Origin of the sequence: Pseudomonas sp. NY15181 (genome assembly GCF_048068055.1) — a bacterium.
Taxonomy (GTDB): Bacteria; Pseudomonadota; Gammaproteobacteria; order Pseudomonadales; family Pseudomonadaceae; genus Pseudomonas.
The window spans coordinates 581,406-597,966 of record NZ_JBLUPT010000002.1 but is presented as its reverse complement, the minus strand read 5'-3'; the positions used below and the strand labels follow the sequence as shown (position 1 = coordinate 597,966).

Sequence of the window (16,561 nt, the reverse complement as noted above, 5' to 3'; positions counted from 1 at the left end):
CCTGCCTGCACGGGCGGCGACAGGCTCGAATGTTCAGTGACCACGCCAGGGCCTGCACGGCCCCGGCGGGTGCGACGGACCTACTTGGCGCAGGCGTGTTTCAGCTCGATCAGGGTCACGCCCGGATGGGCGAAGCCGGCGCGCAGGTCGCGCTCCAGTTCGTCCAGGCTCTGCGGCTGGCGCATCTCGCAGCCGTAGGCGCGGCCGAGCAGGGCGAAGTCCGGGTTGCGCGGCAGGACGCCGATGGGCTCGATGTCCAGGCCGATCATGTCGTCGCGGATCTGGCCCAGCGCATCGTTGTTCCACAGCAGCACCACCAGCGGGCTGTCCAGCTCCTCGGTGGCGGTGGCCAGTTCCTGGGCGGTGTAGAGGAAGCCACCGTCGCCCACCAGCACCAGGCCGGGGCGCTCCGGCGCGCCGAACTTGGCGCCGATGCCGGCGGGCACGCCATAGCCGAGGGTGCCGTAGCCGGTGGGGTGCAGCCAGCCGCGCGGCGCCTTGCTCGGGTAGAGGTAGTTGCCGCTGTAGGCCAGCTGGGTCATGTCGCTGGCGATGAAGGCGTTGTCCGGCAGGGCCTTGGCAATACGCTCGAGGATCGACTTGTGGATGAGTTGCAGCGGCGCGTGGCCGGCATCGATCTGCGCGCGCAGTTCGGCGATGCGCGACTGCGACTTGGCGGCGTCACGGGTGGCACTGGGCAGCGCGGCGAGCAGCGCTTCGGCGGTGGCCTTGGAGTCGCCCAGCAGCGCCACGGCGCTCGGGTAGAAGTCGTTGAACTTGCGCGAGTCGACGTCGACGCGGATCACCTCGCCGGTCAGCGGCAGACGGTCGCGCCAGTAATCGGTGTCGGCCATTTCGGTGCCGATGGCCAGGACCACGTCGGCCTCGGCGATCATGTCCCAACCGGCCTGGGTGCACAGGGTGGCGCCCGCAGCCAGCGGCGCTTCCGGCGCCAGCAGGCCCTTGCCGGCGACGCTGGTGAACAGCGGCGCGGCCAGGCGCTCGCTCAGCGCGGCCAGGGCGTCGGCGGCATGCAGGGCGCCGCCGCCGGCGATGATCATCGGACGCTGCGCGGCCTGGAGTTTATCCACAGCCTGCTTGAGCGCTTCGCTGCTGGGCTGGCCACGGCCGGCGCGGCGTACCACTTCGTTGGTCCAGTCGCGGGTGATGGGCGCGGCGAGCACGTCCAGCGGCACCGAGATGTGCACCGGGCGCGGACGCTCGCTGTCGAACACGGCGTAGGCGCGGGCGATCAGCTCGGGCAGGTCTTCGGGGGTCAGCGCCACGGCGGAGAACGCGGTGATCGGCGCGGTCATGGCGCGCTGGTCCTGGGTCTCGTGCAGGCAGCCCCAGCCTTTGCCCAGGCTGGCGGTGTGGTTGACGCTGGAAATCACCAGCATCGGGATCGAGTCGGCGTAGGCCTGGCCGATGGCGGTGGCGGCGTTGGTCACGCCGGGACCGGTGATGATGAAGGCCACGCCGGGCTTGCCGCTGACGCGCGCATAGCCGTCGGCCATGAAGCCGGCGCCCTGCTCGTGGCGGGTCAGCACGTGGCGGATGCCGCTGCCGGGCAGGCCACGGTACAACTCCAGGGTGTGCACACCGGGAATGCCGAACACGGTGTCGACGCCGTAGTTGGCCAGCAGGCGGACCAGGGCCTGGCCGCCGGTGAGGTTCTTATTGTTCTGCATGTTCACTCCTCGAAGCGTTTTTCGTAGGAGCGGGCTTGCCCGCTCCTACAGGCAGGTTCATTCAGCGACGCGGATCAGCGCATCCACCGCCACGGCGCCTTCGGCGTCCGCCAGCAACGGGTTCACGTCCAGTTCCAGCAGGTTGTCCACGTGCTCGCAGGCGTAGTCGGCGACCGCGCGGATGGCTTCCACCAGTGCTTCCAGGTTCACCGCCGGGCGGCCGCGGAAGCCGGTGAGCAGCGGCGCGCTGCGCAGGCTCAGCAGAGCGTCGCGGATCGCCGCGTCGGTGGTCGGCAGCAGCAGGCTGCGGCTGTCCTTGAGCAGCTCAACGAGGATGCCGCCGGCGCCCAGCACCAGGGCGAGACCGAAGCCGTTCTCGCGCTTGATGCCGACGATCAGCTCGGCCAGCGGCGGATTGGCCATGCGCTCCAGCAGTACCTGGTCGAACGGCACCGTGGGCGCGTGGCGGGCGATGTTTTCGCGCATGTCGAACAGCGCGGCTTCCAGCGCGGCCTCGTTGCGCAGGTTGAGCGCCACGCCGCCGGCCTCGGTCTTGTGCGGCAGCTGCGCGCTGACCACTTTCAGCGCCAGCGGGAAGCCGACATCGCCAGCAGCCTCGCGAGCCTGGGCCGGGGTGCTCAGGGCGGCGCGCGGCAACGGCAGGCCGAAGGGTTTCAGCGCCTGCTTGGAATTCCACTCGTCCAGCAGGCGGCCTTCGGTGTCGAGGGCCTGCGGGCAGAGCGGTACCAGCGCGGCTTCGCCACGGGCCAGCAGCGCTTCGCGGCGCTGGCGGTAATGGGCGATGCGGCCCCAGGCGGCGAGGCCGTCTTCCACGCCTTGCAGCGCGGCGACGCCGTGGGAGTGCAGCAGTTCGCGGGCATGCTTGGGCAGCAGCTCCGGCAGGGCGGAGGCGATGAAGCCAACCTTGCCATGACGCTCCAGCGCGGCGCAGTACAGTTCCAGCAGCAGGTCGCACTGCGGGCGTTCGCCGGTCTCTTCGCCGGGGTAGTCGAGCACCAGCAGGGCAGCGTCAGCTTCGGTCTGCAGGGCGCTGTCGAGCATGCGGTTCAGCGCCGGGCCGTCGCCCCAGATGGCGGTGGTGAAGTCCAGCGGGTTGGCGATGTTGGCGTAGTCCGGCAACACCTGGGCCAGCTCGGCGCGCTGGGCGTCGACCAGCTTGGGCAGGGCCAGGCCGTTGCGCTCGGAGTAGTCGGCGATCAGCCCGGCGTCGCCGCCGGAGCAGGCCAGCGCGGCGAGGCTGGGGCCGGCCGGCAGGTTGCCGCAGGCGGCAGCCTTGAGGGTTTCGATGAAGCTGACCGGGCCACTGACGCGGATCACCCCGAGGCGGTCGAACAGCGCGTCGTACAGCGCATCGGAACCGGCCAGGGAGCTGGTGTGGCTGAGCGCGAGCTCGGCGCCGATCTCGGAGACGCCGGTCTTCAGCGCGATCACCGGGATGCCTTTCTGCAGCGCCTTGAAGGCGGCGCGGGCGAAGCCGGGGACATTCTTCAGGCCTTCCAGGTGCAGGCCGATGGCGGTGACGCGCGGCTCGTCGAGCAGCACGTCCATCAGCTCGGCCACGCCCAGCTGGGCCTGGTTGCCCACCGAGGCCATGTAGGCGATCGGCAGCGAGCGGTCGCTCATGGACAGGTTGTAGGCGAAGTTGCCGCTCTGGGTCAGCACGGCCACGCCCTTCTCCACCAGGTGCCCGCCGTGGGCCACCGGCCACAGCGCGGAGCCGTGCAGGTAGTCGAGCAGGCCGTAGCAGTTGGGGCCGAGCAGGGCCATGTCGCCGGCGGACTGGAGCAGGCGGCGCTGCAGCGCTTGACCCTCGTCGCCGGTTTCGGCGAAGCCGGAGGCATAGCAGATGGCGCCGCCAGCGCCCTTGGCGGCCAGTTCGGCCACGGCCTGTACGGTCAGGTCGCGGTTGGTGGCGATGAACACCGCATCCGGACCTTCAGGCAGTTCGGCGATGCTGCGTACGCAGGGCACGCCTTCGAGTTCGTCGTATTGCGGGTTGACCAGCCACATCTGGCCGGCGAAGCCGCCTTCGGCGCAGCGCTTGAGGGCGCGCGCCATGCTGCGGCCGCCGATGAAGGCCAGGTGACGGGGCGCCAGCAGGCGCTGGAGGTTTTCTCTTTTCATGTCAGGTCTCGACAGTGTTTATCCCTCGGCCAACCCCTCTCCCTCAGGGAGAGGGGGCACGAAGGATCAGCGCAGCAGCGGGCGCAGCAGTTCGCGGGAAATGATGTGGCGCTGGATTTCCGAGGTGCCTTCCCAGATGCGCTCGATGCGCGCATTGCGCCAGATGCGCTCCACCGGACCTTCGTCCATCAGGCCCATGCCGCCGAAAATCTGCACGGTCTCGTCGGCGACCTTGCCCAGCACTTCGCTGGCGAACAGCTTGGCCATGCCGGCCTCGCCGTCGGTCATGCTGCCGCGGTCCATCTTCCAGGCGGTGTGCAGGGTCATCAGCTCGGCGGCGCGGATCTGCGTGGCCATGTCGGCGAGCTTGAAGGAGATGCCCTGGTAGCTGCCGATGGCTGCACCGAACTGCTTGCGGTCGGCGGACCACTGCAGCGCCAGGTCCAGCGCGCGCTGGGCCTGGCCGACGCAGTTGGCGGCGACCATCACGCGGCCGGCGGTGAGCCAGGCGTTGGCCACTTCCCAGCCCTTGTCCACTTCGCCGAGGACCTGGGAAGCCGGCACGCGGCAGTCGTCGAAGAAGATTTCGTAGGTGTGGTAGCCCTTGTTGCTCACGCATTTCGGGCCACGGCGCACGGTCATGCCGGCGGTGCCCTTGTCCACCAGGAAGGCGGTCACGGCGTTACGCTTCTTGCCGTTGCGCTCGAAGGTGTCGGTCACCGCGAAGACGATGGCGAAGTCGGCGTGGCCGGCGTGGCTGATGAAGTGCTTGGAGCCGTTGATCACGAAGTCGTCGCCATCACGCACGGCGCGGGTCTTGATCGAGTTGGCGTCGGAGCCGGCGCCCGGCTCGGTGAGGGCGAAGCAGTCGATCTTCTCGCCCTGCACCACCGGCAGCAGGTAGTCCTGGATCTGCTGGCCCTTGCAGGCCATGAGGATCTTCGAGGGACGCGCGACGAACACGTGCAGTGCCCAGGAGACCTTGGACAGTTCGCGCTCGACCAGCGCCTGGGACAAGTAGTCCAGGCCGCCGCCGCCCACTTCCTCGGGCATGTTGAAGGCATAGAAGCCGGCCGCCAGGGCCTTGCCGCGAATCTGCGCGGCCAGTTCCGGGGACACCGCATCAGCGCGGTCCACTTCCTCTTCGTACGGCAGCAGCTCTTTCTCGACGAAAGCCTTGACCGACTCGACGAGCATTTCCTGTTCTTGGGTCAGTTGGAAATCCATCACATCACCTGCAGCCGTTAGCGGCCTTTGAATTGGGGGGAGCGTTTTTCGGCCACGGCGCGCAGCGCCTCGGCGGCATCTTCACTACGGCCGCAGAGCAGGCCGGCGGCCTGTTCGGCCTCCAGTTGCTGGGCCAGGGTGCGAGCGGCGCCGTCGCGCATCAGGCGCTTGGTCTGGGCGAAGGCGAAGGTCGGACCGGCGGCCAGGCGCGCGGCAAATTCACCGACGTGCGCAAGCAACTGCTCATCGGCGACCACTTCGCTGACGAGGCCAGCGTTCAGGGCGCGCTCGGCGTTCCACAGCTCGTCGAGGAACAGCAGGCGCTTGGCCGCTTCGCTGCCGATCAGGCGCGGCAGGTGCCAGCTGGCGCCGGCGTCCGGGCAGTAGGCCATGCCGGTGTAACCGGCCTTGAAGCGGGCGGAGGCGCCGATGACGCGGAAGTCGCAGCACAGGGTCAGGTCCATCCCGGCGCCGACGGCGGTGCCGTTGACGGCGGCGATGGTCGGCTTGTCCAGGCTGTACAGGCGGCGCATCAGGGCGTGGGCGGTTTCGGTCCAGCCGTAGGTTTCCAGCTCGCCGCGCGCTTCGGCCTCGGCCCATTCGGCGAGGTCGGCGCCCGCGCAGAAGCTGCGGCCCTGGCCGGTGAGCACGATGACGCGCACCGCCGGGTCCGCCTCATGGGCGTCGAGCAGGGCGTGCAGGTTCTTGAGCGTCGGGATGTCCAGCGCGTTGCGCTGTTCGGGACGGTTCAGGGTGATCCAGGCGATGCCGTCCTGGACCCGGCTGAGCGGGGATGCTTGAGTCATGCGGCCCTCATTCTTGTAGACGATTGTGTTGAGGCGTTGGAGCCAATACTAAACAAGTGTTCAGTAAGGCGGCAATCCACCCGAATGGGGGGCTTGTAACGCCCTCGGTAGCGGCGGGAAGGCCGCGCGGTGCGGGGGTCGAGGGGTTTTGCGGGGGCTTGGCGGGAGACGCTGTTACAACTTCGAACAATCGTTCAGCAAGAGATGGGACGGGTGGAGTACCTGTAGGAGCGAGCTTGCTCGCGAACGGACGTCCCGGCGACTCCGGAGCTGGGTAGGTTCGCGAGCAAGCTCGCTCCTACGAAGAGCCCCAAGACCAAGAGCCAAAGAAAAAGCCCCGCTGTGCGGGGCTTTTCCGGTGCAGTCAGGCTCAGCCGATACTCGGCACCGCCTCGTCGATCAGCACCTGCCCGCGCTTGCGCTTGAGCACGTAGTAGGCCAGGTAGCAGGCCGCCATGAAGCCGAAGCCCCAGTACAGCGACGGACGCTGGGTCGGGTCCATGGCGAGGAACACGAACAGCGAGCAGCAGATCGCGATGCACGCCAGCGGGATCAGCGGGAACAGCGGCGCTGCGTACTTCAGGTCGGCCACGGTACCGCCCTTGGCCATGTGTTCGCGACGGAAGCGGTACTGGGCGTAGGCGATGACGATCCAGGTGACGGTGCCGGACATCCCGCTCACCGCCATCAGCACCATGAACAGGGTGTCGGCGGCGACGATGCTGGTCAGCAGCGACAGCAGGGCGAAGGCCAGGCTGATCAACAGCGCGTAGAGCGGCACGCCACGGGCGCTGAGCTTGGACAGCTTGCGCGGCGCCATACCGGTCTTGGACATGGCCCAGAGGATGCGGGTGGAGGCATACAGGCCGGAGTTGCCCACGGACAGGATGGCGGTGAGGATCACGAAGTTCATCAGGTCGGCGGCGTAGGGAATGCCGACCATGTCGAACACCTGCACGAAGGGGCTTTCCATAAGGCCGGCCTGCTTCCACGGCACGATGCAGGAAAGCACGACAATCGCCAGCACGTAGAAGATCAGCACACGGAACACCACGTTGCGCACGGCGCGCGGGATGCTCTTTTCCGGCTGGTCGGTTTCGCCGGCGGCGACGCCCATGATCTCGCAGCCCTGGAAGGCGTAGACCACCGTCATCATCACCGCGAACACCGCGGACAGGCCGTTGGGGAACAGGCCGTCGCTCATCAGGTTGGAGAAGCCCGGAGCGGCGGCGCCGCTGTTCAGCGGGATGCCGCCGAAGATCACCAGCAGGCCGACCACGATGAAGGCCAGGATGGCGGCGACCTTGATGCCCGAGAACCAGTATTCCGCCTCACCGAAGGCACGGGTGGCCAGGGCGTTGAGGGAGAACAGCACGACCACGAAGAAGCCCGACCAGATCCAGATCGGCACCTCGGGGAACCAGCGGGTCATCAGCATGCCGGCGGCGGTGAACTCCAGCCCAACGGTGGAGGCCCAGCTCATCCAGTAGACCCAGCCGATCATGAACCCGGTGGCCGGGCCGATGAAGCGCGTGGCGTGGGCCTGGAAGGAGCCGGAAACGGGCATCTGCACGGACAGCTCGCCCAGGCAGACCATCACCAGGTACATCAGCAGGCCCGCGACCAGGTAGGCGAGGATGGCGCCCATGGGGCCGCCGGAGCCGATGGTGACGCCCGAGCCCATGAACAGGCCGGTGCCGATAACGCCGCCCAGGGACAGCATGAAGATGTGGCGGCTCTTGAGCGCGCGGGTGAGCTGGATCTTGTCGCCGCTCTTGGCGTGATAGGTCTCAGACATGGCGCACCTCCGCAGAACGGCGGGCGCGGCTGAGCAGAACTCTACGTTGGATCATTATTCTTATCTCCAATCAATCAGAGGCCGTGGCTCGGGCACGGATGCCACCGGATTATTGGAAGGCGATGTAAGACCCCGTTGTTCGGGCGGATCGAAGTTGTAGGAAGTTGTAAGGATTTTGTGCAGGGCGCGTGGGGCGGGGGTTTGAGGCTTTTGATTTTCGTACGAGCGAGCTTGCTCGCGAACAGATTCAGCCGGCGATGACGGGGTTGGGCGGGTCCGCGAGCAAGAACTTGGCGCCCCCCTCGGTCCTACAGGTGAGTGGAGTTCTCCGGCGATATCGGCACGAGGGCTTTCCCCTCACCCCAGCCCTCTCCCAGAGGGAGAGGGGGCAGATTGGTGCGATTGGCCAGTTCTGTGTCAGCCGGCGAGCGCCAAAGTTACAGCTCGCTCGGGACAGTCCCCTCTCCCTTTGGGAGAGGGTTAGGGTGAGGGAGAGCAGGCAACGCAGAAATTAAGCCTGGGCACCCTTCAAAAGCTCAAACGCCAGAGCCCTCTCCCGCTCCAACCGTTCAGCCCATTCACCGAGAGATTCCCCCGCCAACGCCGCCTGCTCCAGCGCCCCCAGGCCATCCCCCAACCCGCGCAACCCCATCGACCGGCAGCTCCCCGCCAGCCGGTGCGCCAGGCTGGCCACCTCCACGGCATCCTCCTGGCGCAGCGCATCGAGCAGCAGCGGCCACTGCTCGTCGAGCAGCTTCCACAGGCTGGCGAGCAGCTCGTTCAGCTTGTGTTCGCCGAGCAAGCGTCTATGGGTATCGAGCACCTGGCGGTCCAGCGGGCCGTTATCCACAGCCTCCGACAGCGGCGCCACAGCCACGCCGGACAGCGCGCGGCGCAGGTCGTCCAGGCGCAGCGGCTTGCCCAGCACGCCTTGCATCCCGGCTTCGAAATAGCGACGAACCATCCCCGGCTGCACGCTGGCGGTGAAGGCGTGGATCGGCGTGATGGCGTTGAGCCCGCCGGGCTGCTTGCGGATCGCCCGGCACAGGTCGAGGCCGGTCATGCCCGGCAGGTGCATGTCCAGCAGGATCAGGTCGAAGGTTCGCTGGGCGGTGAGCGCGAGCGCCGGCTCCGCGTCGTCGGCGAGATAGACGTGATGACCGTCGCGCTCCAGCAACCCCTGGGCGACCTCGCGGTTGAGCGCGACGTCCTCCACCAGCAGCACCTCCAGCGCCAGCTTCGGCTCGGCAACCTGTTGAGCACGCGGGATCCGCCCCGGCGCCAGGGTGATCTCGAACCAGAAGGTGCTGCCCTCGCCCTCCAGACTTTCCACGCCGATCTCGCCGCCCATGGCTTCCACCAGCCGCTTGCTGATCGCCAGCCCCAGCCCGGTGCCGCCGTAGCGCCGCGCCACCTCGTCGCTGGCCTGGGTGAAACGCTGGAAGATCTTCTCCTGCTGCTCGGCGGAGATGCCGATGCCATCGTCGATCACCGCGAAGCGCAGGCGCTGCCCGGCGTCGTCCGGCTCCAGCAGCGTCACCTCCAGCAGCACCTCGCCGTCCTCGGTGAACTTCACCGCGTTGGCCAGCAGGTTGCTCAGGACCTGGCGCAGGAACTGCTCGGCACCCCGGCAGGCGTCCCGCACCTGCGGGTCGACGCGTAGGCGCAGGCAGATGCCGTTGCCTTCGGCGCGTGGCTCCAGCAGGGTCACCACGTCGTCGAGCAGGCGGCGCAGGGAGAAGTCCACCGGCTCGGGCTGGGTCGCGCCGTCCTCCAGCTTGGCGAAGTGCAGCACCTCGTTGAGGATCGCCAGCAGCCCCTCGCCAGCGGTGGACAGCGCCTGCAAGCGGCGCCTGTCCTGCTCGCCCAGGGGCGCGGCGCGCAGCAGTTCGGCCATGCCGAGGATGCCGTTGAGCGGCGTGCGGATTTCGTGGCTCATGGTGGCGAGGAAGCGGCTCTTGGCGCGGTTGGCCTCCTCCGCGTCCTCCTTGGCCCGGCGCAGGCTGGCGGTGCGCCGCTCGACCCGGCGCTGCAACTCGTCGCGCTTGCTCTGCAGGGCGGCGCGGTCGGCCTCGCGGCGCCGCAGTTCCGCGCGCAGGGCGCGGCGCAGGTCGTCGAGGGCGTCGGCGACGGTATCGATCTCGTCTTCCTTGCGGCGCTTGTGCAGCGCCAGCTCGGTCTGCAGGTCGCCACCGGTCAGGCCGCGGACGAAGTCGGCCATGACGCGCAGGTGGCGGGTGACCAGGCTGTGAAACAGCCAGCTCAGGGCCACCGCCAGGCCGCAGAGGAACACGCCCATCCACAGCAGGTTGGTCAGGCCGCCGAGCAACAGGCGGCGATAGACCGCGCCGAGGTCGATGCTGATTTCCAGCTCACCCAGGGCGCGACGTTCGCCGTCCGGCGGCTGGAAGGCCAGGGCGTAGTGCTCGACGCGCAGCGGACCGTGCTTCACCTCGGCGTCCTGCGCCAGGTTGAAGTCGGTGCTGCGCAGACGCACCTGGGCGATGTCGGGGAAGTCCGCCAGGCCGTGCAGCTGCACGTTGAGCTGCTCCTGGTTGAGGTCCCACAAGCTGCGCTCGAAGCTGGCCAGGTAGCCAACGCGGATCAGCTCCAGGCGCGCATCGATGTCGCGCATCTCGCGGCGGTATTCGAAGTACAGCTGCACGGTACTGGCCAGCACGGTGAAGCACAGGCTGAACAGCAGCACCCGCAGCAGCAGGCGCCGGGCCAGGCCACCGGGCAGCTTCAACGCGGCACCCCGTCGCCGGCGAGCATGGCGCGGTAACCCTGTTCGCTCTCTTCCAGCCAGCGAGCAACGCTGCCGTCATCCACGCGTTTTTTCAGCACTGCGTCGATCTCGTCCATCCGCGCGGCCAGTGGCGAATGGCGCGACACGGCGATGCGCAGGTAATCCACGGTCAACGGTTTGGGCAAGGCGACGATGTTCTCGCCACCGGCCAGTTGCTCGACGAACAGGGTGCCGGTGCGCCGCTCGTGGGCGATGAAGTCGATGCGCTGGCGGATCAGCTTGCCGAAGTTCTGCCGGCTGTCGGAGACCCACTCGACGTTGCCGTGGTCGGCGACGAAGCGGTCGAATTCCGGCCCGTAGCTTTCGCCGAACAGCAGCCCGCCCCGGTAGTGGGCGAGGTCGCCCAGCTGGTCGAAGCGCACCGGCTTGCGGCGGTTGTAGAAGATCGCCACTTCCTCGCGCAGCACCGGCACGCGGGAGAACAGCAGGCCGTCGTCGCGCTGCGGGGTCTGGTAGGCGAGCACCAGGTCGACGCGGCCTTCGGCAGCGTCCAGCAGGCAGCGTTTCCAGTTGCCCAGCACCACGGTCTGCACCTGGTAACCCAGCTCGCCGAGCACGCGGCGCACGGTCTGCGGCGCCAGGCCATGTACTTCATGGCCGTCGCTCCAGGAGATGGGCGGGTAGACGGGGTAGTCGCAGTAGCGGATCGGCGGCGCGGCGTTGGCGCTGGTCGCCACGATCAACGGTAGCAGCAGGCACAGCACGGCCAGCCAGCGCATGGTTCAGGCGTCGACGGGCGTGGCGGTGAACAGGTAGCCGGCGCCGTGGATGGTGATGATCAGCTCGGGCTCGGCCGGATCGTCACGCAGCTTGCGGCGCAGGCGGCCGACCAGCACGTCGATGGAGCGGTCGTTGGGCAGCCATTCGCGGTTGCGGATCTGGTCCATCAATTGGTCGCGGCTCAGGGTGTGGCCGGTGTTGCGCAGGAACACGCAGAGCAGCTGGAACTCGCCGTGGGTCAGCGGGGTTTCGCTGCCGTCGCGGTCGATCAGGCGACGACGGTCGGGGTCCAGGGTCCAGTGGGCGAAGCGCTTGTGGTTCTGCCGGGCCGGCTGGGCAGTCGGGCCCTGGCGGGCGTGGCGCACGCGGCGGATCAGGTTCTTCGCCCGCGACACCAGCTCGCGCGGGTTGAGCGGCTTGATCACGTAGTCGTCGGCGCCGCACTCCAGGCCGACGATGCGGTCGATGTCGTCGTTGCGGCCGGTGATCAGGATGATGCCGACCTCCGAGCGCACGCGCAGCTCGCGGGTCAGGGTCAGGCCGTCCTTGCCGGGCAGGCGGATGTCGAGCATCACCAGGTCGATGGGCTGGTCGCCACGCTCGGCCTCGGCCAGGCTCGCTTCGGCCTGTTCGGCGGTGCCCGCGCAGAGCACGTCGTAGCCTTCCTCGCCGAGGTAAGCCTGGAGGAGCTCGCGAACCACCGGATCGTCGTCGACGATCAGTACACGGGAAGTCATCGCAATACCCTGCTGACGCCACCGCTCGGTGCGGGGCAGTTCTTGTTATTAGTCTAGAGAGGTCTGTAGGACCGGTCCTGCGGACGCAGCAGGTTACCGATCGCTGAACAATCGATCAATAACCCGCCGCCGCACGGCTGAAGCGCTGCCGGCCGCCGTGCTGCAGGCCGTCCACCCAGGCTTCGCAGATCTGCACGCCCTGCTCCGGGGTGAAGGTGTTGGGGTTCAGGCCGGACTCCAGCCACAGGCCGTCGAGCAGGGCGCTCAGGGCGATGGCGGCGAGCTCCGCATCGAAGTCGGACCAGCCCTGCTCCTTCGCCAGCTCATTCAGCGCCTGCGCCAGCAGCGAGCGGTACTCGCCGTAGGAATGGTCGTGCGCCTTGTTGATTTCCTCGGCGGTCTTCACCGCGCCCCAGAACGCCAGCCAGGCATCCAGCAGCTGCGGGTCGAGCAATTCCGCGGAAAACGACGCGCGGAAGAACGCCGACAGCCGCGCGCGCGCATCGGGCGCCGCTTCGGCGATGGCTTCGCGGAGCAGCTGCATCACCCGCCCGGTGACGGTCAGGTAGGCCTCGGCAACCAGTTCGTCCTTGCCCGAATAGTGGTGGTTGATCAGCCCCACCGAGACGCCGGCCTCGGCGCAGATCTTGCGGATCGACGCGCCCTGGAAGCCGTGGCGCTTCAGGCAGGCGAGGGTCGCCTCGATCAGCAGCGCCTTGCGCTGTTCGGGCTCCAGTCGGGCAAAGCGGACTTCCTGGTTCATACCTGTGATTCCGGGTGGGGGATGGGGAGAATTTGAACGATTGTTCGACAAGATGCCAGTCCCAGGGTCTGGCGTCGTTTCGACGCGGTCATAGCAACGGTAACAGAACCTACCTACCCGTTCGGGGAATGGTCCGCCAACCGGGGCTGGCCGAGAGTGGCTCCATCAGCGAACACAACAACAGGTGGACTGACATGCAGAAGACCCTCGCTGCAGTACTCAGCGCGGCACTGGCGACCTTGCCGGCGCTGGGTCACGGGGAAGAAAGCAGTAGCGCCAATACGCTGCGGCTGTACAACTGGTCGGACTATATCGGCGAACACACCATCGCCGATTTCGAGAAAGCCACCGGCATCAAGGTGGTCTACGACACCTTCGACTCCTACGAAACCGTGCAGGGCAAGCTGCTGCCCGGCCGCTCCGGCTACGACCTGGTGGTGCTCAACGCCGCCCTGGTGCCGCCGCTGCTCAAGGCAGGCGTGTTCCAGCCACTGGACAAGGCCAAGCTGCCGAGCTGGAACAACCTCGATCAGGAAGTGCTCAAGCACCTGGACCACTACGATCCGGGCGTGAAGTACTCGGCACCCTATACCTGGGGCAGCAACGGCATCACCTACAACATCGACAAGATCAAGCAGCGCATGCCCGACGCGCCCATCGGCTCGCTGGCGATGCTGTTCGATCCGAAGATCGTGTCGAAATTCGCCGATTGCGGGGTGACCATCATCGACTCGCCCACCGACGTGATCCCGCTGGCCCTGGCCTACCTCAAGCGCGACCCGAACAGCGCCTTGCCCGAGGACCTGAAGGCCGCCCAGGACCTGCTGCAGTCGATCCGTCCGTACATCCGCAAGTTCGACTCCACCAGCTACCTCAACGGCCTGGCCAACGGCGACCAGTGCATGGCCATGACCTGGTCCGGCGACTACGCCACCGCCCAGGCCCGCGCCGACGAAGCCGGCGCCAAGGTGAAGCTGGGCTACTTCGTGCCCAAGGAAGGCTCGCTGATCTGGTTCGACGACTTCTACATCCCGGCCGACGCGCCGCACGTGGAAAACGCCCACAAGTTCATCGAATACATGCTGCAGCCCAAGGTGGCCGCCGAGGTCAGCGACTACATCCGCTACGCCTCCAGCAACGCCGCCGCCAAACCGATGCTCACCGCCGAAGTGCGCAACGACCCGGCGATCTACCCCGACGCCGATACCCGCGCCCGGCTGTTCACCCAGAAGGTGCAGAACCCCAAGGCCACTCGCCTGATCACCCGCACCTGGGCTGCGGTGAAAACCGGAACCTGACGGACCGCGAAAAACCCGCCCCGGCCTGACCGCCGGGGCACGGGGAGAAGGCTCTCCCCCACACGAATAACCGAAAGACGAAAGGTACAGACGATGAACACCCCAACCCCAGCCTTCTTCGCCCAGTTCAACGACGAGCAGCTGGTCGCCGCCGACAAAGCCCACTACGTACACGGCTACCACGTGTTCGACGACCACCGGGTCAACGGTGCGCTGAACATCGCCGCCGGCGAGGGCGCTTACATCTACGACACCAAGGGCAATCGCTACCTGGATGCCGTGGGCGGCATGTGGTGCACCAACATCGGCCTGGGCCGCGCGGAAATGGCCGACGCCATCGCCGAGCAGGTGCGCCGGCTGGCCTACTCCAACCCCTTCTGCGACATGGCCAACGTCACCGCCATCCAGCTCTGCGAGAAGCTCGCGCAGCTCGCGCCGGGCGACCTGGACCATGTGTTCCTCACCACCGGCGGCTCCACCGCCGTGGACACCGCCTACCGGCTGATCCAGTACTACCAGAACTGCCGCGGCAAGCACGCCAAGAAGCACATCATCAGCCGGGTCAACGCCTACCACGGCTCGACCTTCCTCACCATGTCCCTGGGCGGCAAGGTCGCCGACCACCCGGCCGAGTTCGACTTCCTCAAGGACGTCATCCACCACATCTCCTGCCCCAACCCCTACCGCGCGCCGGAAGGGATGACCGAAGGCGACTTCCTCGAACTCCTGGTGAAGGAATTCGAGGACAAGATCCTCGAACTGGGTGCCGATAAGGTCGCCGCCTTCTTCGCGGAACCGATCATGGGCTCGGGCGGCGTGATCATCCCGCCCAAGGGCTACCACAAGCGCATGTGGGAGGTGTGCCAGCAGTACGACGTGCTCTACGTCGCCGACGAAGTGGTGACCTCATTCGGCCGGCTCGGCGCCTTCTTCGCCTCCGAGGACGTGTTCGGCATGCAGCCGGACATCATCACCACCGCCAAGGGCCTGACCTCCGGCTACCTGCCGCTGGGCGCGTGCATCTTCTCCGACCGCATCTGGAAGGTGATCGCCGAGGCCGACCAGGGCCGCTGCTTCGCCCACGGTTTCACCTACAGCGGGCACCCGGTGAGCTGCGTCTCGGCGCTGAAGAACATCGAGATCATCGAGCGCGAGAACCTGCTGGAGCACGTGAAGGACGTCGGCACCTACCTGGAACAGCGTCTGCAGGAACTGGCCGGGCTGCCGTTGGTGGGCAGCGTGCGCTGCCAGAAGCTGATGGCCTGCGTCGAGTTCGTCGCCGACAAGCGCACCAAGACGCTCTTCCCCGAGGAGCTGAACATCGGCGAGAAGATCCACCTGCGCGCCCAGGCCCGCGGCCTGCTGGTACGGCCGATCGTGCACCTGAACGTGATGTCGCCGCCGCTGACCATCACCCGCGAGCAGGTCGACGAGATCGTCGACACCCTGCGCGAGGCGATCCTCGAAGCCGCCGAAGACCTCAAGCAAAGCGGTGATTACGCGGGGAACTGATGACTGATCCGAGGATTTTGCCTACACCCCGGCAGCCCTTTAGACTGCCGGGTATGAGCGAATCCCAGGCACTGAGCGAATCGTCCGACGCACCGGCCCTGCATGCCTGGCATGCGGGGCTGGCGCGCGCCATGGGCAGCGTCGGCGAAGTGGCCTTCGTCGAGCGCCTGGCCGAGGCGCTCGACTGCCTGGTGCCGGTGGAGTCCGTGATGCTCGGCCTGGAGCAGCGTGGCCAGCCTCCGCAACCGCTGTACCAGCGCGGCATAGTCCCGGAGCACCACGAAGGGCTGATCGATCGCTACTACGCCCGTGGCTACCTGCTCGACCCCTTCTGCCTGGCCATGGAAGACGGCCTCACCGAAGGCTTCTACCCGCTGGCCGACATCGCCCCGGACGACTTCTTCGCCAGCGAGTACTACAAGACCTACTACCTCAAGTTCGGCTGCACCGAGGATTGCCACTTCATCGTCGACCTGGGCGAGCAACGCAAGGTCTCCCTGTGCCTCTACCAGGGCCGCAGCGGCGCGCGCTTCACCGAAACCCAGCTGGACCTGCTGGCCGGCGCCCTGCCACTGGTGCGCGAGCTGATCCTCCAGTTCGAGCGCAACGGCGGCCTCGACCTGCTGCTCGCCGGTCGCGGTGACGGCAGCGTAGCGGCGGCCCAGGCGCCGCTGAACCGGCACATCCGCGCCGCCTTCATGAACTTCGGCGCCGACCGCCTGACCGAGCGCGAACGGGAAATCGCCCACCTGCTGCTGCGCGGCCACTCGGTGAAATCCAGCGCGCGGGTGCTCGACATCTCCCCGGAAACGGTGCGCATGCACCGCAAGCACCTCTACACCAAACTGGAGATCAACTCCCAGGCGGAACTCTTCTCGCTGTTCATCGACTGGCTCACCGGCGGTGTGAGCGCGGCCTGAAACAACGGCTGACGTAGGGCGTACAACCGTTCGCGGTTGTACGCCGATACGCCTGGCTCGCCATCGACTTCACGGTCATGCCGGAAGTGCTCCGGAGCCGCACTCCGGGTTCGAAACCGAGTGATCGGGAGCCAA

Annotated in this window: 12 protein-coding genes; 3 read left to right on the top strand and 9 right to left on the bottom strand. The window is 67.3% G+C overall.

Annotated elements, in window-relative coordinates:
- Nucleotides 1–80: 80 nt before the first annotated feature.
- From ACNFBT_RS08235 to ACNFBT_RS08195, 9 genes are all read right to left on the bottom strand, one after another.
- On the bottom strand, nt 81–1,691 hold the full coding sequence (locus ACNFBT_RS08235; RefSeq protein ID WP_416748188.1) for a 5-guanidino-2-oxopentanoate decarboxylase: 1,611 nt from the start codon (nt 1,689–1,691) through the stop codon (nt 81–83).
- A 57-nt stretch (nt 1,692–1,748) separates the two neighbouring features.
- Nucleotides 1,749–3,836 (bottom strand): acetate--CoA ligase family protein, encoded by a 2,088-nt coding sequence (locus ACNFBT_RS08230; protein WP_416748186.1) that lies wholly within the window; start codon nt 3,834–3,836, stop codon nt 1,749–1,751.
- Nucleotides 3,837–3,902: 66 nt separating this feature from the next.
- Complete coding sequence (locus tag ACNFBT_RS08225; protein WP_416748184.1) at nt 3,903–5,063, bottom strand: acyl-CoA dehydrogenase family protein; 1,161 nt, start codon at nt 5,061–5,063, stop codon at nt 3,903–3,905.
- Nucleotides 5,064–5,080: 17 nt separating this feature from the next.
- Nucleotides 5,081–5,869: an enoyl-CoA hydratase/isomerase family protein gene (locus ACNFBT_RS08220; protein ID WP_416748182.1), complete on the bottom strand. Its 789-nt coding sequence runs from the start codon at nt 5,867–5,869 to the stop codon at nt 5,081–5,083.
- Between the two features lie 370 nt (nt 5,870–6,239).
- The gene (locus ACNFBT_RS08215; protein WP_416748180.1) at nt 6,240–7,667 is read right to left on the bottom strand and encodes an amino acid permease; all 1,428 of its coding nucleotides are present in this window, start codon (nt 7,665–7,667) and stop codon (nt 6,240–6,242) included.
- 511 nt (nt 7,668–8,178) lie between these two features.
- A complete protein-coding gene (locus tag ACNFBT_RS08210; RefSeq protein WP_416748178.1) occupies nt 8,179–10,416 on the bottom strand; it encodes an ATP-binding protein in 2,238 nt (745 codons plus the stop codon).
- Nucleotides 10,413–11,195 (bottom strand): substrate-binding periplasmic protein, encoded by a 783-nt coding sequence (locus ACNFBT_RS08205; protein ID WP_416748176.1) that lies wholly within the window; start codon nt 11,193–11,195, stop codon nt 10,413–10,415. The genes ACNFBT_RS08210 and ACNFBT_RS08205 overlap by 4 nt, the downstream gene beginning before the upstream one ends.
- 3 nt (nt 11,196–11,198) lie before the next feature.
- Nucleotides 11,199–11,939, bottom strand: a complete 741-nt coding sequence (locus ACNFBT_RS08200) for a response regulator (protein WP_416748319.1) — start codon at nt 11,937–11,939, stop codon at nt 11,199–11,201.
- A 109-nt stretch (nt 11,940–12,048) separates the two neighbouring features.
- Nucleotides 12,049–12,696, bottom strand: a complete 648-nt coding sequence (locus ACNFBT_RS08195; RefSeq protein WP_416748174.1) for a TetR family transcriptional regulator C-terminal domain-containing protein — start codon at nt 12,694–12,696, stop codon at nt 12,049–12,051.
- 194 nt (nt 12,697–12,890) lie between these two features.
- On the opposite strand from ACNFBT_RS08195, the gene ACNFBT_RS08190 reads away from it, so the two are divergent.
- From ACNFBT_RS08190 to ACNFBT_RS08180, 3 genes are all read left to right on the top strand, one after another.
- A complete protein-coding gene (locus ACNFBT_RS08190) occupies nt 12,891–13,994 on the top strand; it encodes a polyamine ABC transporter substrate-binding protein (protein WP_416748172.1) in 1,104 nt (367 codons plus the stop codon).
- Between the two features lie 93 nt (nt 13,995–14,087).
- Entirely contained in the window at nt 14,088–15,506 is a 1,419-nt protein-coding gene (locus ACNFBT_RS08185; RefSeq protein ID WP_416748170.1) for an aminotransferase, read from the top strand.
- A gap of 53 nt (nt 15,507–15,559) precedes the next feature.
- The gene (locus ACNFBT_RS08180) at nt 15,560–16,426 is read left to right on the top strand and encodes a helix-turn-helix transcriptional regulator (protein WP_416748168.1); all 867 of its coding nucleotides are present in this window, start codon (nt 15,560–15,562) and stop codon (nt 16,424–16,426) included.
- Nucleotides 16,427–16,561: the final 135 nt, after the last annotated feature.

What these genes read in the sequence shown, in the direction of transcription:
- ACNFBT_RS08235 (WP_416748188.1), bottom strand. Translation starts at nt 1,691, where the DNA reads ATGCAGAACAATAAGAACCTCACCGGCGGCCAGGCCCTGGTCCGCCTG.
- ACNFBT_RS08230 (WP_416748186.1), bottom strand. Translation starts at nt 3,836, where the DNA reads ATGAAAAGAGAAAACCTCCAGCGCCTGCTGGCGCCCCGTCACCTGGCC.
- ACNFBT_RS08225 (WP_416748184.1), bottom strand. Translation starts at nt 5,063, where the DNA reads ATGGATTTCCAACTGACCCAAGAACAGGAAATGCTCGTCGAGTCGGTC.
- ACNFBT_RS08220 (WP_416748182.1), bottom strand. Translation starts at nt 5,869, where the DNA reads ATGACTCAAGCATCCCCGCTCAGCCGGGTCCAGGACGGCATCGCCTGG.
- ACNFBT_RS08215 (WP_416748180.1), bottom strand. Translation starts at nt 7,667, where the DNA reads ATGTCTGAGACCTATCACGCCAAGAGCGGCGACAAGATCCAGCTCACC.
- ACNFBT_RS08205 (WP_416748176.1), bottom strand. Translation starts at nt 11,195, where the DNA reads ATGCGCTGGCTGGCCGTGCTGTGCCTGCTGCTACCGTTGATCGTGGCG.
- ACNFBT_RS08195 (WP_416748174.1), bottom strand. Translation starts at nt 12,696, where the DNA reads ATGAACCAGGAAGTCCGCTTTGCCCGACTGGAGCCCGAACAGCGCAAG.
- ACNFBT_RS08190 (WP_416748172.1), top strand. Translation starts at nt 12,891, where the DNA reads ATGCAGAAGACCCTCGCTGCAGTACTCAGCGCGGCACTGGCGACCTTG.
- ACNFBT_RS08185 (WP_416748170.1), top strand. Translation starts at nt 14,088, where the DNA reads ATGAACACCCCAACCCCAGCCTTCTTCGCCCAGTTCAACGACGAGCAG.
- ACNFBT_RS08180 (WP_416748168.1), top strand. Translation starts at nt 15,560, where the DNA reads ATGAGCGAATCCCAGGCACTGAGCGAATCGTCCGACGCACCGGCCCTG.